We start from the raw sequence: 26,224 nt of genomic DNA, 5'->3' as shown, positions 1-26,224 counted from the left end.
GCATTATGATTCAAATAGACAATAAATTAATCTCCGAGGATATCTTTTCCAAACAGTTTGTATGCGACCTCACACGCTGCAAAGGAGCTTGTTGCGTAGAAGGAGATGCGGGCGCTCCTTTGGAGAAGGAAGAAGCCGAACTCTTAGATACCCTTGTAGAAAAACTAAGACCTTACCTTCGAAAAGAAGGACTTCAAGCGATTGAAGAACAAGGTGCGTGGACATTTGATCCTTACGACGGAGGTCTTGTAACCCCACTTGTAAATGGAAACGAATGTGCCTATGTCATTTTCGATGAGAAAGGGGTAACCAAATGCGGAATCGAAAAAGCGTACGAAGAAGGAGCTGTAGAGTTTCACAAACCTATCTCTTGCCACCTCTACCCGATCCGAACCACAGAGTACTCTACGTTTACCGCTTTAAACTACCACGAGTGGCCCATATGTGCACCTGCTTGTGATTTAGGAAAATCCCTTGAGGTACCGGTATACAAATTTCTAAAAACGCCTTTAATCCGTAAATACGGTGAGGATTTTTACAATGTGCTTAGCGATGCTGCCACCGAGTGGGAAAAAGAATTTAACTCTGATAAGGAGTAAAATCGAGTTCTTTCTTAGAAGCTAGCAGGACTTTTAGCAATAAGCAAACAAAAAAATCGACCTTAAAAAAGGCCGATTTTTTTTTGTATTGTAAAAGACTAGGTAAGCCTAGATCTTACTTCTTTAGAATTTCTAAAAACTCGTCGTGAGATACTTTGGTCGATTTCTTTTCCGATGTTTCCAAAATCACGTCTTTCAGTTTCGCCATTCCTACTTCAGAAGAAATTTGTCTTACTTGTTCTTCTTGCTTAAGCATTTCTACCGCGTACTTTTGAATTTCTTCGTCTGGAAGGTGGTGAATACCGTAGACTGCAAGTTGGTTTCTTACCATTTGCTCGCTTTGTGCTAGTAGGTCTGCGTAATCCAGCTCGATGTTATTGTCGGTCATTAATTTCCCTTCAATAATTTGAGATTTCACGATTTCTTTTTCGTTTTCAAAAATCTCTTTCGCTTGCTCTTCAGACTGGATGTTCTCGTTAGAGAATTGCAACCATTTCACAAGGAATGCTTCTGGAAGATTCACTTCTTGCTTCTCGTTTACTTGTTCCAAAATTTTGTTCACAAAGTGAATATCTGCATTTTGTTGGAAGTATTCGTCAAGTTCCGTTTTTACTTTCTCTTTTAATTCGTCTTCTGAACTAATGGTTCCTTCTCCGTATACTTTGTCGAAAAGCTCCTGGTTAAGTTCGTGAAGATCTAAAGAATAGATGTCCATTACTTTCACTTCAACCTCATCGTGGTGAAGGTGTTCAAGTTCTTCTTTTGAAAATCCAAGCTCAGTCGCTAAGTCCTCATTTTTTTCTAACTCTGTTTTAGAAACTTTTACGCTTCCTTCTTTTTTCAACTTTTTCACAAGTTCGAAGGCTGCTTTTGTTTCTTTGGTTGCAGTAACCGTTTTTGGATGGTGGTGGTGCTCACCCTCTGCATCTTCTTCTACCACTTGAGATACCTCAAGGGCAATCTGAGAATCGGCTCCAATTTTATCTTGCTCTACACGGGTAGCAAAACGTTTTTGCATGTTTTCAATGCTCTGTCCAATTTCTTTGTCAGACGCCTCTACTTCGTAGTGAGGAGCCGAGTAAGAAGCCAAGTCAATTTTGAAATCCGGTTCGTACCCTACTTCAAAAGAAACCGTCAGTTGTTCTGCATTAAGATCTAAATCGTCAACAGGGACCGGTACGGGCTGACCTACCATCTTAAGATCGTTGTCTTTGATGTAGTTGTTTAAAGCCTCAGAAACTACTTTATTAATTTCTTCGAAAGAAATAGGAGCTTCGTACTGCTTTTTTACCATGCCCATTGGCACTTTTCCTTTTCTGAATCCAGGTACTTGGGCATTCTTAGCGTAGTTGTGAAGTTGTTTGTCCACATTCCCCTTATAATCCGCTTTGTCTACGGTCACTGTAAGTAATGCGCTTACCTCATCATGATTTTGTGCTGTAACGTTCATTATATGATCTATTATTTGATTAAAATTAAGGTTCGCAAAAATACGAAAATTTTGCAAACAATGCCCATAAAGCGAGGGGATTATACCAAAAATCCCAGCAGTAGGCCTGCTGGGATCCATTCAGAAGTGGAAAAACTAGTTTTTGATCTCGATTTGAGCGTTTACATCCGCTTCACCGCCAATCACCTCTCCAAATTGTTTCTGCGCAGAAGGCATTTGGTCGTTCACGCTTTGGGAACCGTGGTAAAGTTTGACACTCACTCTAGTGGGAGACTGCACCTGGCTAACTTTCCAAAGAGTCTTTAGGCCAAGTTTCTGTCCGTCAGAGCGGATCACGTCGTTTGGAAGCCTTGTGAGCTCAAGATCAACCCCTGCAAATTCAAAGGTGATAAAGTGCTCGTCTTTCTCCTCGATAATTTCCCCTAGCATACTTTCCAAATGACCGTCATGTCTGTGGAAAAAATCAAGACTTAGCTCATAGTTCTTTCCGGGCGCTAGGATCAAATCGGAGGAAGCTTTGCCTCCTAAATAGGTTATTACTTGAGGTGCACTCGTGCTTCCCTGTTCTTTAAAACTTAGAGTAATTTGTTCAATTTCTTCGTGTTCATGAATATCCTCAGGAACTCCGTCCCTACGACAAGAAGTGAATAAAACAGCGATCAGTAGTATAGTAAATATAGAATATATTGATTTCATAATAGTAAAATTTTTATAAAGAATAAGTTAGTGTTAAAATAAAATTACGGCCTTGTTCAGGCGAAAAATACCGCATACGATTCATAGAATCCCTGTATTCAGTATTCAATAAATTGGTGATCCGAAGATCGAGATTAAGCCTTGTCGCAATTGGTCCTCCAAGAGACAGCGACCAGAGGTCGTATCCTTTCGGAGTGGAGCTTACATCCAAAACCTTCTCTACAATTTGTCCATCCTCAATGAGACTTAGCTCTACATTTCGTAGAGGGAATCTCTTTTGTTTCAGAACCAGTAGGTTTTCTAATTTTGCGTAATAGGCCTTGGATTTAAAGCCCGAGAACTCAATGCCGTTTCGAAACTGCGTAGGTTGCATTAAAATTAGAGGCTCGTCATGACTTAAATCTTGACCTCTTAGGCCGCTGGCCTGAGAAGTCCATTTTAAAGCCTTGGTAAGGTTCCAATTTAAATCCACGTCCACGCCGTAAAGTCTTGCCTTAGTTTGTTGAAAAGACCAAATCAAAAACACGCCTCGATTGGAATTCTGCACCCCCGTTGGAATCTGACTAATGTAATTTGAAGAGTGCATAAAGTAAGGGGAAACCTCCAGAGAGAACCCCTCTAACCACGGTCTCTTTACTTTCGCCGTCAAACTAAAATGGTCAATCTGTTCCGAATCAATCGCAAGGGATCCTACTTCAATCGTGGAGGCAGAATGATGCAGTCCGTCTGCAAACAGTTCCGCCGCACTAGGCGTTCTCGAAGACCTTGAATACCCAAAGTCTAAACTAAAATCGCTTCCTAAATGGTAATTTGCAAACGCACTGAGCGAGAGATTGTGGTAATCTAAAATCGGATTCGTGAGCACACGACTCCCCTCGTGAGAGACTTCAAACTGAGAATACTTAGATTCAAACCTGGATTCCCAATCGCTTTGGTCGTAGTATTTGTATGCATCGTAGCGATTAAATTCATAGCGAGCTCCCGCTCCCAAATGAAATTGTGGGCTCAGACGATAATTTAAAGTCGAATAGATTCCTAAATTATAGCGATAATAGTCTGGGATGAGTCTTCTGGCTTTGGTGGATGGATCGGGGTAATTATCCTCAATCGCTCCAAAAACACCCGTTTCCAAATCCCAACTTTCACGCTCAATCAAATGATCCACTTGCAGTCGGTGGGTAATAAGCTCCAAATCCATAGAAGGAAGAGTGCTTAATTCTCCTCTTCTCAAATCGAACTCTTTTCGCTGGTTGATTTGAAAATCGTACTGTGCACTTAGTTTCCCAAAATTGGCAAACCGATGGTAGGCCTCTAGTTTCACCACATGGTGAGCCACTTCCTGTCTCGGATTTGAAATTTGGTAACTAAAGTCATCGAGATAAATCGGACGGCTGCTTGCAATTGCATCGTAGAAATCTTCTGGACCGCCCAAATGCAAGCCTCTGTAGATTCCAAACTTTTGATTCACTCCCGAATAGGAAGCTTCAAAACCATTGGTAAAGCTTCGTTTGCCTACCGCAAAGCGAAAAGAGCTTTGCTCAGCACCTGTATTTTGAAGCGTATGGTGGGGAATCTGGATGTCTCCTAGTTTTTGGTAGGAACCACCAGTAGTCACAAACCAGTCGTTTTCCCAGGCTTTTCCTACATCCGTTCCTAGCTTCAGCCCACGACCACTGGAAATCCCAGAAGCAGTGATCTTCCCCATGAGGGTGTCTTTGCGAGGCATCGTTTTTGGCTCTAAGAGAACGAGTCCCCCTGCCGCATCACCCCCGTACTTGAGAATACCTGCTCCTTTCACCACGCGAACCCGCTGAAACATGGAGGGGTCTACGCTCGGCGCATGCTCCACACCCCATTCCTGTTCATTTAACCGAACCCCATCGTTTAGTATGGCGACACGAGTTCCGTAAAGTCCATGAATGATGGGTTTGGAAATCCGACTTCCTGTACTTAAAATCCCTACTCCACTTAAATTGCTCAAAGCACTTCCAAGGGTTTCAGAACTGAGTCTTTGAAGGTCAGTTGAGGAAAGGGTTTGTATGGAATGTCCCGATTTCTGCTTGACCCCTGCTCCCTCTACGACGACGGCTTCAATATCGTGAAGATGATGCTCCATTCGAATGGTAATTCGAGTAGAACTCACAAGATCGATTCCCATTACGTAAGGCTCACATTCCGGGTGTGTTACTTTTACATGATAATGACCTTTGGGAAGGTTTTTAAATTGAAAACGTCCATCAGAATCACTGGTAGCAACTCGATCACCGAGTTGAATCGTGGCATTTTCTAACTTTGTTTTGTTGTGGAAATCCTCCACATTTCCTTTGAGGACAAAGGAAGTTTGTGCGCTCACCACTAGCATTCCAAAAAAGAATGCCATGAGCTTTAATAATGGCTTCATAGATTGATTTAAGCACTTAAATAGATAGCATGACTCCTTTTTGGAGCTGCTTTTGAAAAAAAATAGAGTTAAATTCTCCCCGTGGGAGGTCCCCTACTTGAGACATGAAAAATCTCTGCGCTTAAATTGCGAACTTCGAAAGAAAACAAAGGAGCTGTTTTCTGTTCGTATTTTATCTTGGGACTCCAAATTTGTGGAGACTCAAAGCTAATTTGGTGAGATAAAAAATGACAAGCTTGACAATCGCTTGCCCCGTGAAGAGTCGTAATTTTCTGTAACGAGTCGCCATCTGCAACCAAAAACTCGGTACTCGTACGGGAGTGTGAGTGGTGGTGAAAGAGCGTGGAAAACACCATGACCAGTACATACACCGCGCAGAGCGCAGTGGATAAAACCGGTTGTAATTTTTGAGTTTTCCGCATTCTGCTAAATTAATAAATTCTTTCTTAACAATGCCCCTAAGCAAGTCTGAAAAATTGACTAGAATTTAGTAAATTTGTGTCTCATTAGAAACCCCATAGCAAATGACAAAGAAATCCATGGTGAAAAAGATTGGAGTCTTAACTTCTGGCGGTGATGCACCCGGAATGAACGCGGCAATTAGAGCCGTAGTAAGAACGGCCATCTATCATGATTTGCAAGTCGTTGGAATCCGAGGTGGATACAACGGTCTGATCGAAGGGAATTACACCAAAATGGGGCCTCGCTCCGTGAGCAACATCATTAATTTGGGAGGGACCATTTTAAAATCGGCCCGATCCAAAGAATTCCGAACCGCTGAGGGAAGACGAAAGGCCTTTGAGAACTGCAAGGCAGAAGGCATTGAAGCCTTAGTTTGCATCGGCGGAGACGGTACGTTTACCGGCGCCCAGGTGTTTAGCGAAGAAACCGGAATCAAGGTCATCGGAGTTCCGGGGACCATTGACAACGATATCTTTGGAACCGACAATACCATTGGATACGACACTGCCTTAAATACGGCGATGGAAGCTATCGATAAAATTAGAGACACGGCCACCTCTCACTCTCGAATCTTCTTTATTGAAGTAATGGGAAGAGATGCAGGCTTTATCGCTTTAAATAGTGGAATTGCAACCGGAGCTTTGGACATTTTAATTCCAGAGCAAAACGACAGCATGGAGGAGCTTCTTACGACGTTTAAAAAAGCGCACAAAAGAGGAAAAACCTCAAGTATCGTGGTCGTTGCAGAAGGAGAAACCCTAGGTTCCACTTACGAACTTGCACAAAAAACAGGCGAAGAGTTTCCGGATGCGGACATTCGAGTGACCATCTTAGGCCATATTCAACGAGGCGGCTCCCCGAGCTGCGCCGATCGAGTACTCGCTTCTCGTTTAGGCTACGGCGCGGTCCTTGGACTGATGAACGGAGAATCCAACGTGATGGCCGGACTTCAAGCGAACCAACTGGTTTATACTCCAATAGAGGATGCCATTAGAAAACACAATGAAATCAACCAGGACCTTCTGCAAATCTCAGAAATTCTGGCCCTATAATTAATCAATCAAAATCAATTTATTATGTCAACAATTAAAGTAGGTATCAACGGATTCGGAAGAATTGGTGGTTTGGTATTCAGTGCTATGCTAGAGCGCGACAACATCGAAATCGTAGGTATCAATGACCTGATCAACGCAGAATACATGGCGTACATGATGAAATACGATTCCGTACACGGACGTTTCGATGGCGAAATCACAGTGGAAGGAAATGACCTTGTAGTCAATGGAAAAAGAATCCGTGTGACGGCAGAAAGAGATCCAAACAATTTGAAATGGAACGAAGTGGGTGCAGATTACATCGTGGAATCGACTGGACTTTTCCTTTCTAAAGACCTAGCAGGAGCCCATTTAAATGCAGGAGCAAAAAAAGTAATCCTTTCCGCTCCTTCAAAAGACGACACCCCGATGTTCGTTATGGGAGTAAACCATAAAGAACTAACAAATGACGTTGCGATTTTTTCAAACGCTTCTTGTACAACAAACTGTTTAGCTCCCCTTGCAAAAGTACTTCACGACAACTACGGTATCCTTGAAGGACTTATGACCACAGTCCATGCGACTACGGCGACTCAAAGAACCGTGGATGGACCTTCCATGAAAGACTGGAGAGGAGGACGTTCCGCTCTTCTAAACATTATCCCTTCTTCCACAGGAGCTGCGAAAGCCGTAGGAAAAGTAATTCCAGAATTGAATGGAAAACTAACGGGAATGTCATTCCGTGTACCTACAGCAGACGTTTCTGCAGTAGACTTAACGGTAAGACTAGAAAAACCTACTTCTTACGATGAAATTTCTGCTGTGATGAAAAGTGCTTCTGAAGGCGAACTTAAAGGCATCCTAGGGTACACCGAAGATCCTGTCGTTTCTCAAGACTTTATTGGAGACAAAAGAACTTCTATCTTCGACAAAGGAGCGGGAATTATGCTTTCTCCTACCTTTGTGAAAGTGGTATCTTGGTACGATAACGAAACCGGTTACTCTAACAAATTAACAGATCTATTAGTTCATTCTGCTTCTCTATAGGAAGTACACTATAAATCATCAAAAGCCAAACCCCTCCCCTTCGAGCGGTTTGGCTTTTTTGCTATAGGGCGGCAAAGAATTTGCAGTACTCTAGGCTCCATTTAAAGATTAGAAAAATGACCAAAATAGCGGAGCCTCGGTTCCACGAAAGTCCTCACTTTAACGAATTCTGGACTAAGGGCATGGGCAAAAGGCTCTTAGATTGGTCGGGAGCCCACCCTTCGCTTGAAGGGTTTGAGAAACTCTCCCCCCTTTACTATCAAATTGACTCTTTGGCCGACCAGGTGGTTAGCGATACGTACAAAGCGATGCCTTATCCAAAGGCAAGTAGCCTTATTTCCAAGTATATGAGAAAAGAGGATACTGCCAGCGAGCCAAAGGTGGAAAGTTTAGAGAAGCTTTTAACACAGATGAGGGCGCGTCCCGATTGGTATAACCCCGAGCTAGCCAATGTAGGGGCAAGACTTTGCATGCGAGGCGGAGTTAACTCCCTAATGGTCTTACGAGACTACAGCCTAATGGGCGGGTATGAATTTGCCTACCTAGCCAAACCTCTTATCTATACGGGCCAATTAAAGAAAGGAGCAGTCAAAAGACTTAAGGATACGTTAGAATTTTGGGTGCTCGTCACGCGCGAAAACGCAATTACACCCGGCTCAGAAGCCTTTGAACTTATTCTAAAAACGCGCTTAATGCATTCCTATGCGAGACTTTCCATTTTGGAAAATGCACAGGATTGGAATACGGAGCTCTGGGGAGAGCCTATCAATCACTTTGATATGATTGCTACCTATTTGGGATTCTCCCTTGTCTTTTTGCATGGGCTCTCCCAACTAGGCGTGAAAATATCGACTCGTGAAGAACTAGGTGTTTTCCATCTCTGGAAATACGTAGGAACTCTCTTAGGAATTCCCACGGAGCATTTGCCTGACAATAAAAAACAAGCCGTCGAAATCTTCTATCAGTGGTCTACTCTTCAAGACAAAGCGGATGCGGATTCGAAAGAACTTGCACAAGCACTCCTACGTGAGAACTTAGAGAGCACCATTCAGCCTTACCAGTTTCAACGAAAACTGCTACTAAATCTTCACCAAAGCATGTCTACCTTTTTTCTAGACCCACCCATATTGCAACGACTAGCCATCCCAGAAACCGATTCTCTTGGACTCTTTCCAAAATTAAATTGGGGATTAAACCAAGTGGCTCAAAAACTTCTTCACTCCTCAAGCGCCAAAAGCGCAACAAGACTTGTAAAGCTTGGGGACCGCGCGCAGCGTCAAGTTCTTACAGACTACCGAACCCATAGCTAAGGAATTTCTATCCCTTTTCACTGGCGGTTCCCGAGGTCTAAAAATTGCTACAAAAATTAGCAACGCTCTAAGCGAATTGAGCGATTAATTGCGTATTTTTGACGAAATAATTTGACTTATGAGCGCAGCAGACGATAAAAAGAAAGCGCTAGCCCTGGTGCTAGAAAAATTAGATAAAACCTATGGAAAAGGGACTGTGATGACCCTTGGAGACGATTCCGTTGACACGTCCATTGAAGTAATTCCTACAGGATCGCTTGGACTTGACATCGCCCTTGGGGTGGGTGGATATCCAAAAGGAAGAGTGATCGAGATCTATGGACCTGAGTCCTCAGGGAAAACGACTTTGACTCTTCATGCCATTGCAGAGGCTCAAAAATTAGGAGGCATCGCAGCTTTCATTGATGCGGAGCACGCATTCGACCGTCATTACGCTTCCAAACTCGGAATCAATTTAGACGACTTAATCATCTCTCAACCGGACAACGGAGAACAAGCTCTTGAAATCGCCGACAATTTGATTCGTTCGGGTGCGGTGGACATCGTAGTCATTGACTCGGTTGCGGCACTTACTCCAAAAGCGGAGATTGAAGGGGAAATGGGAGAATCTAAAATGGGACTTCATGCTCGTTTGATGTCTCAAGCCTTAAGAAAACTAACGGCTTCAATTTCGAGAACAAAATGTACTGTGATTTTCATTAACCAGTTAAGAGAGAAAATCGGGGTTATGTTCGGGAATCCAGAAACCACTACCGGTGGGAATGCTCTTAAATTTTACGCTTCCGTTCGGATTGACATTCGTAAAGCGGGAGCTCCAATCAAACAAGGGGACGACGCAGTAGGAAGCCGCGCAAAAGTAAAAATCGTAAAAAACAAAGTAGCTCCTCCATTCAAGCAAGCAGAATTTGATATCATGTACGGAGAAGGTATCTCAAAAACGGGAGAAATCTTAGATGCCGCTGTGGATTTAGGCATTGTGAAAAAAAGCGGATCCTGGTTTAGCTACGAGGAAACCAAACTAGGTCAGGGACGAGACTCCGTCAAAGAAGTTCTTAAAGACAATCCTGAATTAGCAGAAGATTTGGAAGCACAAGTAAAAGAAATGCTATTCGCTAAAAAATAATCTTTTTTTAGACTAAATACGATAAGCCCTCTATCCTACCAAGGATTAGAGGGCTTTTTTGATTGTGGCATATCCTTACAAGACGATAATTTTTCTACCTTTATACCAACCGATTTAGTTTATTTTGAGACTATGAAAAAATCACTGTTCCTTGGCCTTCTCTTTATAGCGTCCGTAATCTCTGCACAAACGCATCGCTTTATTTACGACCTGAAATTCAAATTGGATTCTACGAGCACGGAGCTTATCTCCACTCAAATGGTACTAGACATCAATCCGGATTCCGTGAAATTTTACGAACACGATTTTCTTGAAATGGATTCCATTAACAAGGCCAATCAAAATAACGGATACCAAGTCTGGGGCTATCAGAACATTGTTACTAGAAAACGTAACTCTTTCGAAAATAAAAATTATGAGAACACGAACAATGTCTTTGTGTACACGACAAGCGATCCTATCCAATGGACTCTCAAAGAAGAAACGAAAAAAGTAGGTTCCTATACCTTACAAAAAGCAACGACAGACTTTGGAGGTCGGTCTTGGATTGCTTGGTTTGCTCAAGAAATTCCTTACAGCGAAGGACCTTACAAGTTCAGAGGACTTCCGGGGCTCGTCTTTGAAATTCACGATACCCAGAACTCATTTGCCTTTTCGATGGTTGAATATTTAACTCTAAAAAAGACCTTTGACACAAGCGGCATTATCGAAAATTACGGGGGTGGCAAACCTATTGAAATCAGCGAGAGGATCCTTACGCAAAAGAAACTTGAGTACTATGAAGATCCGCTAAAAGATTTTAGACTCCAGTTCGATGAAGAGCCCAACACCAAATTCTTTTACCGCGGTACTCAGATCACTGCAAAAGACCAATTAAAGAAACATGAAAAGGATGCGCAGCAGAATATTCGAAGGGAAAACAACCCGATCGAATTAGACAAAGCCATTCACTATCCTAAAAAATAAGCAGGGGGCAAAAAGTCTATTTCAAAAAGTACCCGAAAAAAATCAGAGGTTCTCAAGTGGATCCCAGAAACGAGTTTTAAACTCCACGATCTTGGTTCCATAGACTTTGACGCCTTCTTTTTCTAATGCTTTCGTAAAACGATCGAGACAGCTCGCCGTGATGTGACCGCTGCTGTTACAAACTCTATGTGCTGGAAAATTAGAGGGATAATCCCGGAGGGCGTTTCCCACATGGCGCGCATGGTTTGGATACCCCACTGTCCGAGCAATAGCACCGTAGGAAGTGACTCGTCCCTTAGGGATGAGTTCAATTACCTCGTAGACTTGAGACTTAAACAGTGGATCCATTTCCCAAAGTTAGTAAAAGTGAGGCAAGCACAAGGGGTCTACCGATAAAAAAACCAGTTCGAATTTATCGAACTGGTTATACTTTTTATTATTTCCCTAAATCTAGGAATTCTCTAAAATGTATTGGAACATAAGTGGCGCACAGATAGTCGCATCACTTTCCACAATGTATTTAGGCGTATGAATGTCTAATTTCCCCCACGTAATCTTCTCGTTTGGAACCGCTCCTGAGTAAGAACCGTAAGAAGTAGTTGAGTCTGAGATTTGACAGAAATAAGACCAGAATGGAGTATCGGTCATTTCTAAATCTTGGTAAAGCATCGGAACTACACAAATAGGGAAATCCCCAGCGATCCCTCCTCCTACTTGAAAGAAACCAATCCCTTTTCCACCTGAATTCTTAGGATACCAATCGGCAAGGAACATCATGTATTCAATACCCGATTTCATCGTGGAGGCATTGAGTTCTCCTTTGATACAATAGCTACTGAAAATATTTCCCATAGTGGAGTCTTCCCACCCAGGAACTACTATGGGTAGATTTTTCTCTGCTGCGGCAAGCATCCACGAGTTTTCTTTCGGAATTTCATAGTATTGTTCCAAAACGCCAGATAGAAGCATTTTGTACATGTACTCATGAGGGAAGTATCTTTCCCCTTTAGCTTGAGCATCCTTCCAAATGTCAACAATATGTTTTTGAAGCCTTCTAAATGCTTCTTCCTCAGGAATACAAGTATCGGTCACACGGTTTAATCCCTTTTCTAGTAAGTCCCATTCCTCTTGAGGGGTAAGATCTCTGTAGTTAGGAACTCTTTTATAATGGGAATGAGCGACAAGGTTCATTAAATCTTCCTCTAGGTTTGCACCTGTACAAGAAATGATTTGTACTTTGTCCTGGCGAATCATTTCAGCCAGAATTTTACCAATTTCTGCCGTAGACATTGCACCTGCAAGGGTAATCATCATTTTACCGCCGTCTTTAAGGTGTGCTACATACCCTTTGGAGGCATCCACAAGGGCTGCAGAGTTAAAATGGAGGTAGTATTTCTCAAGAAATTCTGTAATGGGTTTACTCATTATTGTAATGTTTTGGCAAAGATAAGATTTTGCCTAATATAACCCTATGCCGTTTGTTAACATAAAACTGCAGATCGGGTGAAAACGAAACCCTAAGGACCTTTTGAATAAAATAATGACGCAAAAAATTGCGCCATTATTTTAGTCTAGTGAATTGTTTTTTAGTGAAAGGTCTCCACCCAGTTTTCCACTTTTAGAATTTCAATCTTTCGATTTCCCTCTCTAAAAGGCCACTCGATTACATCGCCCACTTTATACCCTACGGCTGCAAGCGCAATATCTGAGAGAATAGAATGCTTGTTCTTTTTAGGTTTGGCTTTATCAGAAGACACTAGAATGTAGTCGTTTTCTCTATTTTCTGTGTGGTCCTTAATCGTGACTACTTTATTTACAGTCACCACATCTTCAGGAAGATCACGCCTTAGAACTTGCTTTGCGTGTCTTAGCTCAGTCATCAGTCTATTTTCTTCTTCTTGCGTAACTCGTCTCCTTCTTAAATGCTCTTTAATTGCATCGTATATACCTGTGGTTAATTGTATTTGATTTTCCATTCTTTTTTAATTTCTAAAATTGTTGACTAAGATTCGCACCAATCTGACACGTTCGTTTTTTAAAAAATCGAACGGTGCTTAAAGTGATAAACTTGAAAAGTGGCCCTGCCCCAGATCTGACAGGGATTAGTCCATGAAATCCTTAGAATTTTTTAGAAAAGAATCTGTAAAAAGATAAGACAATGCAAAGAGAATCCCTGCACAAAACTTTAAACCGGCAACCTGAGCAATCGCAACCATCTTATTTACAGTAGTTTGAATAGTACACAAAGGTACGGATTATAAAACGTGCAGACAAATAAGAAATGCACTAGTTAAAACCGGTACCTTCTATCTTGTTTCTTTTTTGATAATTTGGATTTTTGATCGAGGCGCTTGGCTATTTGAGATTTTGAAGGTTTACTTTTAAGCCTTTTTTTGGGCACGACAAGGGCCTGCGCCACCAGTTCGTTGATTCGTCGAGTGGCAATATCTTTATTTCGAAGTTGAGACCTCTCTTCGCTCACAGTGACGCTGAGTACGCCCGCAGAATTAATGCGAGTGCGCAATTTATCAAGAACTCTCTCGATCTGTTCATCACTCAGAAGCAGAGTATCCTTTACCGACCAAAGAACGGTAACACTGGTTTCTACCTTATTTACATTTTGTCCTCCCGCCCCGCTGCTTCGCTGGGTTCGATAGGATAATTCTGACTTTAAATCCATTTTACTTCACCTGCTCTTCGAGCCATTTTTTTAACAAGGGACGACTAATCTTCCCATTGGACGTGCGTGGAATTTTCTGCGCAAACAAAACTGCCTTGGGACGATGAAAATTCTTTTCAAATGGAGTGTGCTCAATCTGAGCGCGAATTTCGCTTGACTCTTCTCCTTCAACGACAAGAACTAACTTCTCCCCTAGGACATCATCTTTTACTCCTACAAAGACCACTTCTCGTGGAACTTGTCTTTTAACCAAGGACTCCAACTCCTCCGGCCTAATTTTCGCCCCCCCTGAATTGATCACATTGTCGGTTCTTCCTAAAAACCGAAACTTATCCTTTGCTATTAATTCTACAAGATCATTCGTTTGAATCAGCTCATCACTTACCTTTGGGGCATTAATAAGAAGGGCACCTCTAGAATCAAGCTTGACTTCGATTCCGTCAAAGAGAGTGAAATAGTCCTGTTCTACAGGATACAGCTGCTTAAGAGCAATATGGGAAAGCGTCTCCGACATGCCGTACGTTTCGTATATAATCGTTAATTCTTCTTCTCCGGTATTCTTTTCAGACGATAAAACCTCATGCAGCTTCTTCTTTAGGGATTCCGATACGCCGGCACCCCCAATAATCAATTTTTGTACTTTGGAAATAGCATGCAAACTATTTTCTACCTGCAATGGTGTCATCGCACAAAAGCCAATTCGTTTTTTAAGATTCTCTAGGGGACGCAGGGAAGGATCTGCAATAGTAAGGGTTAGTCCTCTTTCTAAGCTGCGCACCACCATCATCTTTCCAGAAATATATTCAAGCGGAAGACACAAAAGAGCCGTATCCCCGCGGTGCAAATCCAAAAAGTCACAAGTCATTTTTGCAGAATTAAGCATCTTATCTTTGTTCACTTTTAGAACTTTAGGAATCCCAGTGGATCCGGAAGTCTGAACTTCCACCTCTTTTGAGCTCGAAAACCACTCTTCCACAAATGCAATTGTCTTTTGCTCAAACTTTGTTTTTGGCAATAACTGATTAATATCGAATGACTTAAAATCTATTTTCATGAACTTCCTGTTTTACACGTCTTAAAATTATACTTTTTTAAACAAAACTTTTGCAAATGTGTAAAAATTCTTTAAATTTGCACCACTTAAATATACAGACCCATGGTGTAGCGGTAACACTACTGATTTTGGTTCAGTCATCTGGGGTTCGAATCCCTGTGGGTCTACAAATTTAAATACAACGCTCTGATTTTCAGGGCGTTTTTGTTTTGGTTAGGAAACATTTAGGAAACGTTTTTAGTTTTTAACATTTTAGGCGGCTATTTCTCTGCAATATATTGTAATAAAAAAAACCGGGAACGGCTCCCAGTTAAAATATAAACAGTAATTTTATTGAAATCAAATACACAAACGATATGAAAAAATTAATTTTACTTTTTACGTTATTAATTTCAGGAATTATATTTAGTCAGTTCACTATAACAGAAAGCTCTACCGATTGGAAAGAAGTTGGTCAGTCCATCAGTTCAGTTCAATTATACTCTAACGGGGCAAAGGCAAAAATTAGATATTTAGACGCCACTACTTTGGGAAGTAATAGTATGTTTTCACAAAGTGCAGTATATGAATTTGAGTTTTCTATTGAACCGGATACGTTGGATAGAATACATAAAATCATAAAGGAACATTTTGCGGAAAAAAAGGTTGAGAAATTAACTTTACAATTCCCTGAGGGCAATATGTACCTGAATTTCTACAAGTTTTTTGGTCAGTACTATTTTAATTTTGAGTTCAATAACAACAATGGTCTTTTAGATAAAAATACTACTGTTGTACGGATGACGGGTGCATTTACAAATAAGACTATTGACAAACTTTTCGGCAAAACAAAATAAAAGCCGAGAATGGCTCCCGGCTATTTTTTAAAAGACTTAAATAATTTCAAATACTCATCAGCATCAAACCTGTTTTCGTTATCCTGCAATTTCCTACTGATTCGGGCGAAACGTTTTGTCATCTTACCATTATAATACCGTTTGAAATATTTACTGTTTAATTCAGTATAAAGTTTATCGTCAAAATCTTTTGCAAATATCCGGTTCCATTCCCTCCATTTTTTGGACTCAATTTGATTTTGATACATTAATCCGGGTAATGCGGAACGGTGTTTAAAATAGCCATTTATCAGGTGTAATTTGCGGCATACTTTACCAGTAAAGGGACAAACGAAATACCATAATAAACCCGTTCCCAAATTTGAGGGGCGTGTTATCAGTTGAATTTCATAATTTATCTTTTCGGTACTATTGAACGTATAATCTACAGTTAAACTTCCGTTGGTGTCCCCTATTACGGTTTTAATACTAATACTGTTTTTTGTTCCGTTTCCGGACGTCCAAATAATGGAACCCGTTTTAAATTGGTCGGTTTTTATATATTCGTGTTTGCGTAAAAACGAAATATCAAAACTCCGTAAATCGTTTACCGTTGTTGGATAGTTTCCCCATCGTCCCATATTTACTTTCTAAAAAATCATTAATCATTCCATATTAAATTGCCATCACCATCTCTTTTTGCCCTAAAACCATAAGTACAACAACACCCGTGTTTGTTTCCCTCAACTTTATGTGGTAGTATCTGTTTGGTTACAGCATCATTCACAGACAATATACGTGAATGGTCTTTGTAGCATTCCGGATTCCTAGGGGCAGAAATTATTGTCACTTCGTAGGTTAAAGAATTATCAGTACTCAATCCCTTCAAAAATCCTTCAAGTTGGTAATCAAATGCAAGTTTTTGAAAATCATAAACATTGTTTCCATCTCTTTCATTTGCGCAATATGTAGCCATCGCAAAATATATTAAACTTTGAGCCGTAAAGTCATTGGAATTTGCAGTAACCATATTATTAAATGACGACCAAATAAAATCCTTTAATTGTTCAATCGAAGTTATTTTGTTTCTTTCAAAATCACTATCTAACTGATTTTGCGCATATCCGTTATTTACTAACAAGTTAAAATATTTCTCTTTTAATACATCAAACTTTCGCATTTCAGCAACTTCCTTGTTTTCTGATTCTGTTAAGAAATAATATTTGTAATTAATTTTCTTTACGAAAACAAACTCATTACAGTTATTACATTTGAATTTTTTGGTGTTTTCTTCCACAGGAACAATTCCACAATGCGGACACTTAGATAGATTATATCGAGAATATTTTTTATCTAATTTATTTTTATCTGTTTTATAAAAGTCTGCGAACATATATTTATTGTTTACTCAAATATACTTAAACCTAAATTATTAAGGAACGTTGTATTTAATCTTTAAACTGATATAAGTCTGTAATTTTAAATAACGGTTGCTCTATCTGCAGACTTTCTTTGCTCTCAATACTTTTTAAGGTAGGCAAAACAAACCGGGAAATATCCAACAAAACCTTAATTCTATCCTTTGGCTCCAGCGTCTGCAAATCCTTTGTTAATTGCTCTAAATTATCTATTAAGATACTTTGGAACCGTTCCCGGATTCCGTCGGTTTTTTCGTTTTTCATATTCCCATCATTTTTCTTTGACCCTCTGTTAAACCAGTGGGATATTTATAAATCAGTTTATCACATCTTTTTAATTGACTAATGGGCGTAAAATCACTTTTAACGGTGTCTAATGCCTTTTCTAAAGTGTTCTTAACCTCATCAAAACTTATTGTTTTCTCTAAGGGAATACCGTTTGCCAGTTGCCCTAATTGTAAGTCTTCAAATATTCTTTTTATAACCTCATCTTTTGGCATTAACCGGGTGCAAAGTCTATCAAATACAGTTCTAAGATCAGATATTTCCAAAAACCCTTTGGGTTGCTCATTTAGTTGAGGTTTGCCGTTTTCCAGTTCGACGCTCCAATAGGATAAAACCCAAAACAATAACAGACTGTCTTCTAATTGTGTATTTTGCCCCTGCCCGTTTGCCCAATTGATAAGGTCGTTTAAGGCGGTTATATCATTTTGGTTTACCTTGATCGTACCGGAATTTTTAACGGCAAATTCAAACCTATTTCTAAAATAATTTACTGATCTCATTTTAATATTTTCTATTTGGGACAAAACCCTTTTAAACTGAAAGATTTATAATTTTGAGAAACTAACGCTATTTCACAAAGTAGTGATTATCATCGTGTTACCTCATCGGTTTACGGTTTAAACTGATATTGTAAACTTTAAACTGAACGCCTATAGGTTTAAGGTTTAGCGGTTTAGGGCGTATATATATACGCCTAAACTAAACCGATAGTAAACCCCAATTTTGATTTAGTGTATAGGGTTTAGATTTTCCCTTTTCGTGTTCCGGATTCTGTTCTATTATATTTTCATTTCGTGCAATAGTGATCAAAGATTTAATCCGATTATCTCCTAATGGATTAGGTAGTGCAAAAAATGATTTAGATAAAATCTTAATTTGATTTAGCAGATCAGAATAGTTTAACGGCTCCATTTTCACTTTATCAAATACCATCTGCAATAGTTCAAATATTATATTAACTTCAATTGCTGTCACATCAAAGGCGGAACCCGTTTTGTCTTCACTTTGCGGAACCCTCACTTTAAAGGGAATACCGTATTCGTCAATTTCAAAGGCGAACGGTTCCGGCTCCCGGTTCCGGCATTGTACGGGACTAACTACAGATATTTCGCTGTTTTCCTTTTTTTCTACTGCCAAAACGGTTTCCGATTTATTAACCAGTTCAGTACCTAAATGCCCCCGGGCGTTTCCGTCCCCTTTGTTTTGGTGCAATACGGTAACGATATGAATGTTTTTTTCTTCACTCCATTTTAAAAGTTTTCCGGCTATTTCGGACGCCTCTTTAGGGTCGTTTATATCATAAACTAAATCCCGTATCCCGTCAATTACCACAAAACCTAAATTTTCCGTTTCATAAATTTTCTTTTCAATAAATGCCAGTCGGGTTTTGGTGTCTTCCGGGCGTAAACCGTAAACAAATAAATTTCCCGGATCGGGTATTTCTGCCATTCTGCAGATACGTTTTAACGCTAAATGGACGTGGTATTTTGACTGTTCTGTATCAAAGTATAAAACAGTATTGTGATGAGGTTGTAAGGAGCCTTTAAACGTTCTAAATATGGCTTTATTACTAATTGCGGACGCTATGGCAATACCTAAGAAAAACGTCTTTTTTGCCTTTGCCTTACCTATAAACGTGCTGAAATTTCCCAGCGTTCCCAGTATCCCGTATTTTTCCGGGTCTTCATTGTAATAAATCTTTATTGCTATTTCCGGGGGCGGTAAAATGTCCGTTGGTCTGATCCTGTGTTTTTCCAGTTCATTTAAATTAAAAGTCTCTATATCTCCCGGTAATTTTGACGGATTAAGCTCTAATGGTTGTATCATTTTTACTATCTTTGTGTTATACAAATGGTTTATGCCAGTTGTTAGGTTTGAACACCTAAAGGGATTGATTTTTTCAGTCCCTTTTTTGTTGGCTCTAAAAGGATTTAATTAGTTGGTATATTAATTTTTGGCGGTGCGTTGGCGTATGTGGGTAAAACTGCCTACAGACCCTTAAAACGACGGTTTCCCAGTCATCAGGTACAAATACCACTATTAAGGATTTAACACCGTTTACGGGCAAATCTGAATAGTAGAAATTAGGGGTTCCAGTTGGTCTTAATCCTGTCAGTGTGCATTTCGTCCAATTGTTAGCGTTCCGTACTCTCAAAAGGTTTTCGGCTCCGGTAATGGAATTATAACCGTTGTTTTTTTCGGTACGGATCAGGTCGGGCAAAAGTCCGGGGCGGTCTGTAGTCTGTAAATGGTATTGCCGGAACGTCTTTTTTACAGTGTCTATTCTGTAAGTCAGTTTATAATTATCAGGTGTGAACATCGCAATAAATTTTAATCGTTAATAATCATTGCGTTTTCTATTTCGTCCAAACGGTAATAAACCCGGGAACCCAAACGATAACTCTTAATTATTTTTCGTTTTCGGTATTCATGTATAGTGGGTTTGGTAATGCTGAACCGTTCGCAAATTTGCTCCGCTGTATAATAGCGGTTTGGCTCATTGTCTTTGTAAGACTGTTGTAAATCGGTTAGTAAGGCGGTCTTAACTCTACTTACTAATTCATTTAGAAAATTGTCGGGCGTTATGCCGACGAAATTAATTGTTTCCATTGTATCAGATTTAAATTGTTTCGTTTAATCAGATACAAAAGTAAATGCGGGTTATTCCCGCATTATTCCTGTGTTATTCCTATTTAATTCCTTACTAATTCCTACTTAATTCCTTAAACTGTTTTTCTAAATTTGATAAGGTGGTTTGATGGGTTTCGGTTTTCCCTTTTATTTCCCTATCCCCATAATCAAACCCGCAGAAATCAATAACCCATTTTTTATATAGTTCCTTTGGTAGTTTTTCCGAATAATTTAAGTAAAAAAATATTTGATTGAATTTAGTTAGATCAGTAAACCGTCGTCCGTACCCTGTGAAGTTATCGGCTAAATATTGAAATAGTTTTAGTTTATAATCGTCTCCTAAGAATGCTATAGTATAAATCGTATTATCCCCGGTATAGGGAATATCTTTTGGCAATTGTTGAGGTGTTTCCGGTATTGTTTCGGGTTCTTTTCCCGGTGCCAATTTTATAGCTATTTTTTCAAAGTTAATTTGTTCAGCAATCAGATTTAATATCTGATCAATGTTCTTTAAATTCCAATTGACTACGTCCAAATCCTTACAGAGTTTCTGATATTGTTTACAGTGATCAGAAATAAACTCTAAGTCTAATTTTGTAATTTCTGCCTTTCTATGTCGTAACTCTTTTACAATTTGATTTACTATAAGACCGTGCGCACCACTAATAAAGGTTTGGGGCATTTCGTTAGTCAGGTTTATGTGGGATATGTAAAAATTATAATCATTTGCTAAATGAAAGAGTTTCCCGGAACATTCCGAAAACAAAACGGCAAATTCGTTTCCTTTATCGGTATAGATTTTTTGATACACCCTAAGTAATTCTAATCGTGATAAATCAGGATCGTTAACTAAGTTATCCTCATAGTATTCTTTAAAATCATGAAAAGTATCATAAAAAGGTAATTCCATTATTGCAAGGTTTGAACGGTTGTTATTAGTTTGCGGTTTGGGTTTGTTGAGGTTCTATAGGGGCGTTTTTGGCGTCGTTATCCAGTTCTTCCCAATATGTATACATCTGTTCCGATAACGTGGAATTATCTATTCCTATATAGCCTAAAAACTCCCGTTCTGTTTTGTGGCCTGTAACACTCATTATAATAACAGTCGGTATTTTTCCGTAATACATGGTAGCAAAGGTACGTCGGCAAACGTGGGAACTTACCAATTGATAAAACGGGTAATCTCCAAAAACAAAACATTTCTTTTCATCGTCCCAAACTCGGCCATATTCCAGGCGGTCAATTCCGGCCAGTTTGCAAACGGTTTCCAGGTGTTTGTTGAATAGGGTTTTACTACTTTCTACATTTGCAGAAAACACGGGCGGAAACTCTCCGTTTCTTTTGTCCAGTATCTTTTTTACTTCGCTATGTATGGGAACCAGTACCGGCGTTTTAGTCTTGTTTTGGGATAGGTTTATATATTCCTTTCCGTTGAGGTTTACGATTTTCTTTTTAGTCATTCCGAAAAGGTCGGACGCTCTTTGTCCGGTGTAGCATCCAATAATTAACCAGTCCCGTGTTAGTTCCAGTTTTGCACCTACCAATTTTAAATCCTGAATTTCTGAAAGTTCAGATTCTATTAAATAGTGGGTTGGTGTTTCTGTGGTGAAACCTTTTATTTCGTCCAGTTGATTGTTTACGGCTATGTTTTCCGTTTTTGCGTCCCGGAATATGGTTTTTGTGTATTTCAGATATTTTCCTACTGTATTATCGTTGAGGTTTTGCGCTCTCAAAAATGTAACAAACCGGTTCCCGACGGCTATATTATAATCGGAAACTTTTAACCGTGTTTTTTCAGTCAATAAAAAATCCTGAAATTTTGAAATAATGGTTTCATGTTTTTGCCGGGTGCGGTGTGATATGGGTTGCCCTTTGTATTTGCGGAATGGTAGTATAACGGTCAAATAGTGTTCTAAATAGTTTTCTATATAGTCCAGTTTCTCAATACGACGTCCCCCGGTATAATGGGCGGTAATAATCTCATCTAACCAGTCCCCGTTTATTGTTTCGGTTTCTGTGCGTTTCCGGTACTGTTCCAAAATAAAGGATTCAATATTGATCAGGTTTTTTTTCACCTCCTCAATATGGTTTAAGGTGTCTTTGTCTGCAGACTGAATATTTTTAGGTTTACCCGTCTTTGGGTTCCAGTGATCCGGGTTTATGGTTTCCCGGGTTTTGCGTTTGTAGAATTGCCCCCGTCCTGCAGAAAAGTAACAGAAAATATTTGCGTTGGGATTGGTAGACTGAATAAAGAATTTAACGGTTGCCATTTTTAGAATATTGTTAGGTTTTGAACAAATCAAATTTACAACAATAATTTAAGTTAGGAAACATTTAGGAAACATTCAGGAAACCAATTCTTAATTTATTTAAATCTATTTAAGTAGACCCCTGTAAACCCCTGTTATTTTTATACTGTTTATCAGTGTGTTACATTATTTGGAATGAAAATAATAAATCAGTCTGATTTAAACAGATTAAGGCGTTATGTTCCCTGTGGGTCTGCAAAGGAGTTACTTCCTGAAACAAAAAACCATCTCAAACTAAGCGTTAGAGGTGGTTTTTTCATTAGTAGGTGTTTCAGATGATTTATTTCGTTTCACGTTTAGGGTCAAATTAAGGACAAAAATACGGATCAAAAACAAAATCTGCGGATTTTGATTTTTAGGCATAGATTTTCGTTTGCTTCGCAAAACCTCATACAAAACTCACAATGCCGCAAAGCATCTCTTTAGTTGACGTTCGACTTTAAAACCTCAGTAAGTTTTGATTTACTAACAGGATGAATGTTTTCTAAATTGAGGGTATCGACTTTGCCATTTGTATCGGTAATAACAACGGCACTCGGACCGTAATCAATTGACTTGATTTGAGCGAATTTCTTTTTTAACCCTGAAGGACTGTTGATTTTCGCCGCAAATCCGCTCGAATTCCATTGAAATACATTTTTAAAAAAATAGACTCTCAGCAAATAAAGCAGAATCGAGAGGTAAGTGAATATGGGAAACAATTTTCGAAACAGTACGTTTCCAATATCCAGTTTATGCAATACCGAAAAAGCATCCACGAGCACGCAAATTCCTAAAAAAACAAGGAATAATAGATTCGTTTTTGAGTCTAGCTTTTGAAAACTTATTTTCTTCATGAGAGTAAAAACCTGCTTTAATCCTCTTAGCACCCCATCGGGGCCGTTGAGCAACAGGGCATTAAAGATAATAAATAATTTCAATAATAAATCGTGTTTCAGCTTGTTTTGAACTGGTACAGAAATTCGTTCTAGTGCCATTGGATTTCTTCCAGGACGATGCTTCGAACACGACCCGCCCCTTTATAAATCTTCATTTCTAAATGGAAGTCTTCAGACCCAGTAATCGGAAGCTTGATTACAGCGATGCGGCCCTCTCGAATAAAGGCCTCTTCATTCACGGTCTTGTAAAGCGTACCGTCTAGGTAGGTTTCCACTTTATGGACGAGGTCTTTTAAAAAGTTAGCTCCGTGACCACGGCGCTGCAAAGGTTTAAAGGCGCCCATTTAATTCAAAAACCGCCTCGTGCCACAGGTCTATAGTCCAAACTCCGCCGGTGAGACCAGGGCAAATCCGCGAAGAAAAAAAGACAATCCCAACTTAAATATCACCCTGCTTCTTTTTAAACACAAAGGCGCTTACCAGTAGGGTCAGATTCACCAGAACAGCGAATCCATTGGAAAGAATGATGGGCCATTCCTGTTTTAATATCCCGTACCAGACCCAGAGTGAGAGCCCCGTAATTAAGACCCCAAGGGTCAATAAGGAAAGATCTTGCGCATTCTTCTCTTTAAGCACTTTAATGAGTTGAGGCAGCATGGCCACCGAGGTCAAAACACCGGCTACGGTTCCTATAAGGGTTTCATCCATGGGATATCGGTTTTTGATTTAACGCTTCGCGCTCGGCGTGCGAGACCTCGTAGCTCGCCTCTCGTAGCGCCTGTATTTTTCCTACGGGCCTAAGGACTTCGTGGCTTTCAAAGGGATTAAACGAGAGGTTTTCCAAATCCGGATCCCCGGAATTCAACACCCCGGAGCATGCTAGTTCGCCAATACAGACCCATGGAGAATTTTTCCACATGCGGTTTAGAAAATTTACGGGCTGGCTTTGCGTATCGAAAGCAAATTGAACTAGTAGCTCTGCCTTGTAGCCCTGGCCATTCGCCATATAAGCTTCCACAGACTGGTCTACGCGCTCTAAAGCCTTGCCTTTTTCGCCCTTAGGCTGTAGCTTATACTTGACCATCGCGTCCCCAAAGCGGTAGGCTCCGACCGAATGGTATTCAAAGTCCAAACTAAAGCGCTCTTTGGTTCGATACAGTTTAAACACTTGCTCCATAAACGAAACGTTCAGACTGCTCTTAAGAACATGGGGCAAAGCGCCCAAAATAAGTAAACTGCTCTTGACTTTAGAAAAAAGTCCCCCTGTAAAAAAGGTATTTATATGAATAAAGAGATTTAAAAACCTTTTCACGCTGACCATGGGAAATAACGGAAAATTCACCAACGGAAGATTTAGTACGCTTCGGCTGTGATCCGACAGACGAAGCGACACTCCAAAGAGCGGAAGACCCCGACGCGGACTCACTATTTTCAAGTGCGGATGCGAGAGGCGCACAAGGGCGTGGTAAGACTCAAGATTAAAGAGCTCATTCCCCGCCTCATTAGGGAGGAACGTTCCTTCTAAAAAACTGTAGGTGGTGGCATGGGCACCCCGAGTGGCGTAGCCCTTAGGGTTTTCAACTTTCGAATGGCGAACAAAATTTTTCACGGCCTTTAAAGCCTGTTGCAAAAGGGAAATTTCTGCAGCGGATAACTGACTGTAGGTCTGAGAGTAAGGAAGTTTTTCTTTCATAGGGCCTAGGTTTATCGTTAACGTTCTTGCTCGGTGGTGGCGCGACCAAACTTGAAATACGGGGTAAGCGGATGTGTTCTTTTCTTCAAGAAAAGCGAAGCCATTTCCATTCCTATGACCGAGAACGTGATTCCGTTTCCTCCGAAACCGAGAACAAAATAGGAATGTGGAAACCTAGGATGAGTGCCAATGTACGGTAGGCCGTCTGTTGTTTCTCCAAAAGTACCCGCCCAGACAAAATCCGTGTAAAACTCATACGTGGGCCATAGTTTTCGGAATTCACTTTTTAAGGCCATTTCCTTCGAATTGAGTTGGGCATCTCTCTTCTTTGCGTCTTGGAACTCTTCGTCTGCTCCCCCTACGAGGAGCCTTCCGTCATCCGTAGTTCGAAAATACAAATAGGGATCTGAAGTGTTCCAAAATAAGGTAGTGCTTAAAGGTTTTATAGGTTGTACATTCACTTCCGATACCATCGCATAAGTACTCTTTAGGTCCACAAATTTTTCTTCTATAAAGCTCTGTGTTTCATAGCCAGTGCAATATAAGATACGGTTTGCGTTAATTTCATTTCCGTCTCCACATTTGGCAATCACATGGTTTTTACAATCTTTAACCTCTTTCAGTTCGGTCCGATCAAAGACCTTTAACCCTCTTAAAGAATTGTACCTTAGAAGCTCATGGGCAAGCCGATAGGCATCCACGCTAGCCCCTTGGGAGCTAAGAATTCCGCCGTAAGCTTTTTCAAAGCCATAGCGTTTTTGAATCTCTTCTTTTTCTAGCCATCTTACATTGAACCCTGCTTCTTTCCGGGACTCAAATTCTCTCTTAAGTCCGACCTCCTGCTTTTTAAGCGCGGCGTAATAAAGCGAGTTTTTCTTTGTAAACCCAGCTTTGGAATTAATCTCCTTGGTAATTTCCTCTAGTGTATCAATCGCTTGCGCGCAGGCCTTGTAACTAGCTTCAGCTCCCTTTTTTCCAATTTTTTCAATGAGTTCGCACAGAGGGAAATCGATCTCGTACTGTAGAAGAGAGGTGGTAGCAGAAGAACTGCCATGCACGACTTCACGCTTATCAATAAGAACAGTGGAATAGCCGTCTTTTATCATTTGATGAGCAAGCAAACTTCCCGTAATGCCTCCACCTACGATGAGTACATCGCAAGCAATCGATTTTTTAAGAGAAGGATAAGAAGAAACCAGTCCATTTTTTACTAGCCAAAAAGGTTCATTTGATTTGAGATCCATAGAGTTACACTTACGTAAATAATTCAACTATCGAAGGTATTTATTCCCCGGTGTAAGAACTTACACAATTTGCTTAATGTTTTACATGACCGGAATTTTTCTTTCAAAGTAGAAGTAGTGGAATGATTT

General features: G+C 40.1%; 29 protein-coding genes and 1 tRNA gene. 8 read left to right on the top strand and 22 right to left on the bottom strand.

The annotated features are described in order from the left end of the window. The first annotated feature begins 5 nt into the window (after positions 1-5). Positions 6-599 carry a DUF3109 family protein gene (locus tag ACX3PZ_RS04760; RefSeq protein ID WP_459083398.1) on the top strand — a complete coding sequence of 198 codons (594 nt, stop codon included), beginning with the start codon at positions 6-8 and terminating at the stop codon, positions 597-599. Positions 600-714: 115 nt separating this feature from the next. Here ACX3PZ_RS04760 and ACX3PZ_RS04755 read toward each other — a convergent pair whose 3' ends face one another. The 4 genes from ACX3PZ_RS04755 to ACX3PZ_RS04740 form a co-directional block, all read right to left on the bottom strand. Continuing rightward, positions 715-2,049 (bottom strand): trigger factor, encoded by a 1,335-nt coding sequence (locus ACX3PZ_RS04755; RefSeq protein ID WP_459112021.1) that lies wholly within the window; start codon positions 2,047-2,049, stop codon positions 715-717. Positions 2,050-2,184: 135 nt separating this feature from the next. Continuing rightward, the gene (locus tag ACX3PZ_RS04750) at positions 2,185-2,745 is read right to left on the bottom strand and encodes a hypothetical protein (protein WP_459112020.1); all 561 of its coding nucleotides are present in this window, start codon (positions 2,743-2,745) and stop codon (positions 2,185-2,187) included. A 13-nt stretch (positions 2,746-2,758) separates the two neighbouring features. Continuing rightward, complete coding sequence (locus ACX3PZ_RS04745; RefSeq protein WP_459112019.1) at positions 2,759-5,146, bottom strand: TonB-dependent receptor; 2,388 nt, start codon at positions 5,144-5,146, stop codon at positions 2,759-2,761. Between the two features lie 68 nt (positions 5,147-5,214). Next, positions 5,215-5,568, bottom strand: coding sequence for a hypothetical protein (locus ACX3PZ_RS04740; RefSeq protein WP_459083394.1), 354 nt, complete (start codon positions 5,566-5,568; stop codon positions 5,215-5,217). A gap of 102 nt (positions 5,569-5,670) precedes the next feature. On the opposite strand from ACX3PZ_RS04740, the gene pfkA reads away from it, so the two are divergent. The 5 genes from pfkA to ACX3PZ_RS04715 all read left to right on the top strand — a co-directional run bounded on the left by pfkA (position 5,671) and on the right by ACX3PZ_RS04715 (position 11,088). Further along, a complete protein-coding gene (gene pfkA, locus ACX3PZ_RS04735; RefSeq protein WP_459112018.1) occupies positions 5,671-6,660 on the top strand; it encodes a 6-phosphofructokinase in 990 nt (329 codons plus the stop codon). A 24-nt stretch (positions 6,661-6,684) separates the two neighbouring features. Beyond that, the gene (gene gap / locus ACX3PZ_RS04730) at positions 6,685-7,689 is read left to right on the top strand and encodes a type I glyceraldehyde-3-phosphate dehydrogenase (RefSeq protein ID WP_459112017.1); all 1,005 of its coding nucleotides are present in this window, start codon (positions 6,685-6,687) and stop codon (positions 7,687-7,689) included. A gap of 116 nt (positions 7,690-7,805) precedes the next feature. After that, positions 7,806-8,999, top strand: coding sequence for an oxygenase MpaB family protein (locus tag ACX3PZ_RS04725; RefSeq protein WP_459112016.1), 1,194 nt, complete (start codon positions 7,806-7,808; stop codon positions 8,997-8,999). Positions 9,000-9,117: 118 nt separating this feature from the next. Further along, entirely contained in the window at positions 9,118-10,122 is a 1,005-nt protein-coding gene (gene recA, locus ACX3PZ_RS04720) for a recombinase RecA (RefSeq protein WP_459083390.1), read from the top strand. A gap of 132 nt (positions 10,123-10,254) precedes the next feature. Then, a complete protein-coding gene (locus ACX3PZ_RS04715) occupies positions 10,255-11,088 on the top strand; it encodes a GLPGLI family protein (protein ID WP_459112015.1) in 834 nt (277 codons plus the stop codon). 42 nt (positions 11,089-11,130) lie between these two features. Here ACX3PZ_RS04715 and ACX3PZ_RS04710 read toward each other — a convergent pair whose 3' ends face one another. The 5 genes from ACX3PZ_RS04710 to ACX3PZ_RS04690 all read right to left on the bottom strand — a co-directional run bounded on the left by ACX3PZ_RS04710 (position 11,131) and on the right by ACX3PZ_RS04690 (position 14,822). After that, complete coding sequence (locus tag ACX3PZ_RS04710) at positions 11,131-11,436, bottom strand: MGMT family protein (RefSeq protein ID WP_459112014.1); 306 nt, start codon at positions 11,434-11,436, stop codon at positions 11,131-11,133. Positions 11,437-11,538: 102 nt separating this feature from the next. Further along, positions 11,539-12,513 (bottom strand): deoxyhypusine synthase family protein, encoded by a 975-nt coding sequence (locus tag ACX3PZ_RS04705; RefSeq protein ID WP_459083387.1) that lies wholly within the window; start codon positions 12,511-12,513, stop codon positions 11,539-11,541. Positions 12,514-12,674: 161 nt separating this feature from the next. Beyond that, entirely contained in the window at positions 12,675-13,064 is a 390-nt protein-coding gene (locus ACX3PZ_RS04700) for a GreA/GreB family elongation factor (RefSeq protein WP_459112013.1), read from the bottom strand. A gap of 314 nt (positions 13,065-13,378) precedes the next feature. Continuing rightward, positions 13,379-13,768: an alternative ribosome rescue aminoacyl-tRNA hydrolase ArfB gene (gene arfB, locus ACX3PZ_RS04695; RefSeq protein WP_459112012.1), complete on the bottom strand. Its 390-nt coding sequence runs from the start codon at positions 13,766-13,768 to the stop codon at positions 13,379-13,381. Between the two features lies 1 nt (position 13,769). Further along, positions 13,770-14,822, bottom strand: a complete 1,053-nt coding sequence (locus ACX3PZ_RS04690; protein ID WP_459083384.1) for an AMP-binding protein — start codon at positions 14,820-14,822, stop codon at positions 13,770-13,772. Positions 14,823-14,918: 96 nt separating this feature from the next. On the opposite strand from ACX3PZ_RS04690, the gene ACX3PZ_RS04685 reads away from it, so the two are divergent. Beyond that, positions 14,919-14,989, top strand: a tRNA-Gln gene (locus ACX3PZ_RS04685). Between the two features lie 189 nt (positions 14,990-15,178). Further along, the gene (locus ACX3PZ_RS04680; protein ID WP_459112011.1) at positions 15,179-15,658 is read left to right on the top strand and encodes a hypothetical protein; all 480 of its coding nucleotides are present in this window, start codon (positions 15,179-15,181) and stop codon (positions 15,656-15,658) included. A 20-nt stretch (positions 15,659-15,678) separates the two neighbouring features. On the opposite strand, the gene ACX3PZ_RS04675 is transcribed toward ACX3PZ_RS04680, so the two are convergent. The 13 genes from ACX3PZ_RS04675 to ACX3PZ_RS04615 form a co-directional block, all read right to left on the bottom strand. Next, positions 15,679-16,278 carry a hypothetical protein gene (locus ACX3PZ_RS04675; RefSeq protein WP_459112010.1) on the bottom strand — a complete coding sequence of 200 codons (600 nt, stop codon included), beginning with the start codon at positions 16,276-16,278 and terminating at the stop codon, positions 15,679-15,681. Between the two features lie 20 nt (positions 16,279-16,298). Continuing rightward, on the bottom strand, positions 16,299-17,030 hold the full coding sequence (locus ACX3PZ_RS04670; RefSeq protein ID WP_459112009.1) for a hypothetical protein: 732 nt from the start codon (positions 17,028-17,030) through the stop codon (positions 16,299-16,301). A gap of 55 nt (positions 17,031-17,085) precedes the next feature. Further along, on the bottom strand, positions 17,086-17,319 hold the full coding sequence (locus ACX3PZ_RS04665) for a hypothetical protein (RefSeq protein ID WP_459112008.1): 234 nt from the start codon (positions 17,317-17,319) through the stop codon (positions 17,086-17,088). Next, entirely contained in the window at positions 17,316-17,840 is a 525-nt protein-coding gene (locus ACX3PZ_RS04660; RefSeq protein WP_459112007.1) for a hypothetical protein, read from the bottom strand. Before ACX3PZ_RS04660 ends, ACX3PZ_RS04665 begins: the two co-directional genes overlap by 4 nt. A gap of 199 nt (positions 17,841-18,039) precedes the next feature. Next, entirely contained in the window at positions 18,040-19,167 is a 1,128-nt protein-coding gene (locus ACX3PZ_RS04655; protein WP_459112006.1) for an AAA family ATPase, read from the bottom strand. 504 nt (positions 19,168-19,671) lie between these two features. Beyond that, positions 19,672-19,950, bottom strand: a complete 279-nt coding sequence (locus ACX3PZ_RS04650) for a helix-turn-helix domain-containing protein (protein ID WP_459112005.1) — start codon at positions 19,948-19,950, stop codon at positions 19,672-19,674. Between the two features lie 94 nt (positions 19,951-20,044). Next, positions 20,045-20,881 (bottom strand): hypothetical protein, encoded by an 837-nt coding sequence (locus ACX3PZ_RS04645; RefSeq protein WP_459112004.1) that lies wholly within the window; start codon positions 20,879-20,881, stop codon positions 20,045-20,047. A 25-nt stretch (positions 20,882-20,906) separates the two neighbouring features. Beyond that, positions 20,907-22,241, bottom strand: coding sequence for a phage integrase SAM-like domain-containing protein (locus tag ACX3PZ_RS04640; protein ID WP_459112003.1), 1,335 nt, complete (start codon positions 22,239-22,241; stop codon positions 20,907-20,909). A 461-nt stretch (positions 22,242-22,702) separates the two neighbouring features. Further along, positions 22,703-23,257 (bottom strand): hypothetical protein, encoded by a 555-nt coding sequence (locus tag ACX3PZ_RS04635; RefSeq protein ID WP_459083383.1) that lies wholly within the window; start codon positions 23,255-23,257, stop codon positions 22,703-22,705. Next, positions 23,248-23,502: a hypothetical protein gene (locus ACX3PZ_RS04630; protein WP_459083382.1), complete on the bottom strand. Its 255-nt coding sequence runs from the start codon at positions 23,500-23,502 to the stop codon at positions 23,248-23,250. Before ACX3PZ_RS04630 ends, ACX3PZ_RS04635 begins: the two co-directional genes overlap by 10 nt. A gap of 94 nt (positions 23,503-23,596) precedes the next feature. Beyond that, complete coding sequence (locus ACX3PZ_RS04625) at positions 23,597-23,866, bottom strand: SemiSWEET transporter (protein ID WP_459083381.1); 270 nt, start codon at positions 23,864-23,866, stop codon at positions 23,597-23,599. After that, positions 23,859-24,851, bottom strand: a complete 993-nt coding sequence (locus ACX3PZ_RS04620) for a catalase family protein (RefSeq protein WP_459083380.1) — start codon at positions 24,849-24,851, stop codon at positions 23,859-23,861. The genes ACX3PZ_RS04625 and ACX3PZ_RS04620 overlap by 8 nt, the downstream gene beginning before the upstream one ends. A 17-nt stretch (positions 24,852-24,868) precedes the next feature. Continuing rightward, positions 24,869-26,095, bottom strand: a complete 1,227-nt coding sequence (locus ACX3PZ_RS04615) for an NAD(P)/FAD-dependent oxidoreductase (protein ID WP_459083379.1) — start codon at positions 26,093-26,095, stop codon at positions 24,869-24,871. Between the last annotated feature and the right edge of the window lie 129 nt (positions 26,096-26,224).

Source organism: Chryseobacterium sp. A321 (assembly GCF_054489265.1).
Note: the sequence above shows the minus strand (reverse complement) of the source record. Positions and strands in the feature narration are given on the sequence as shown.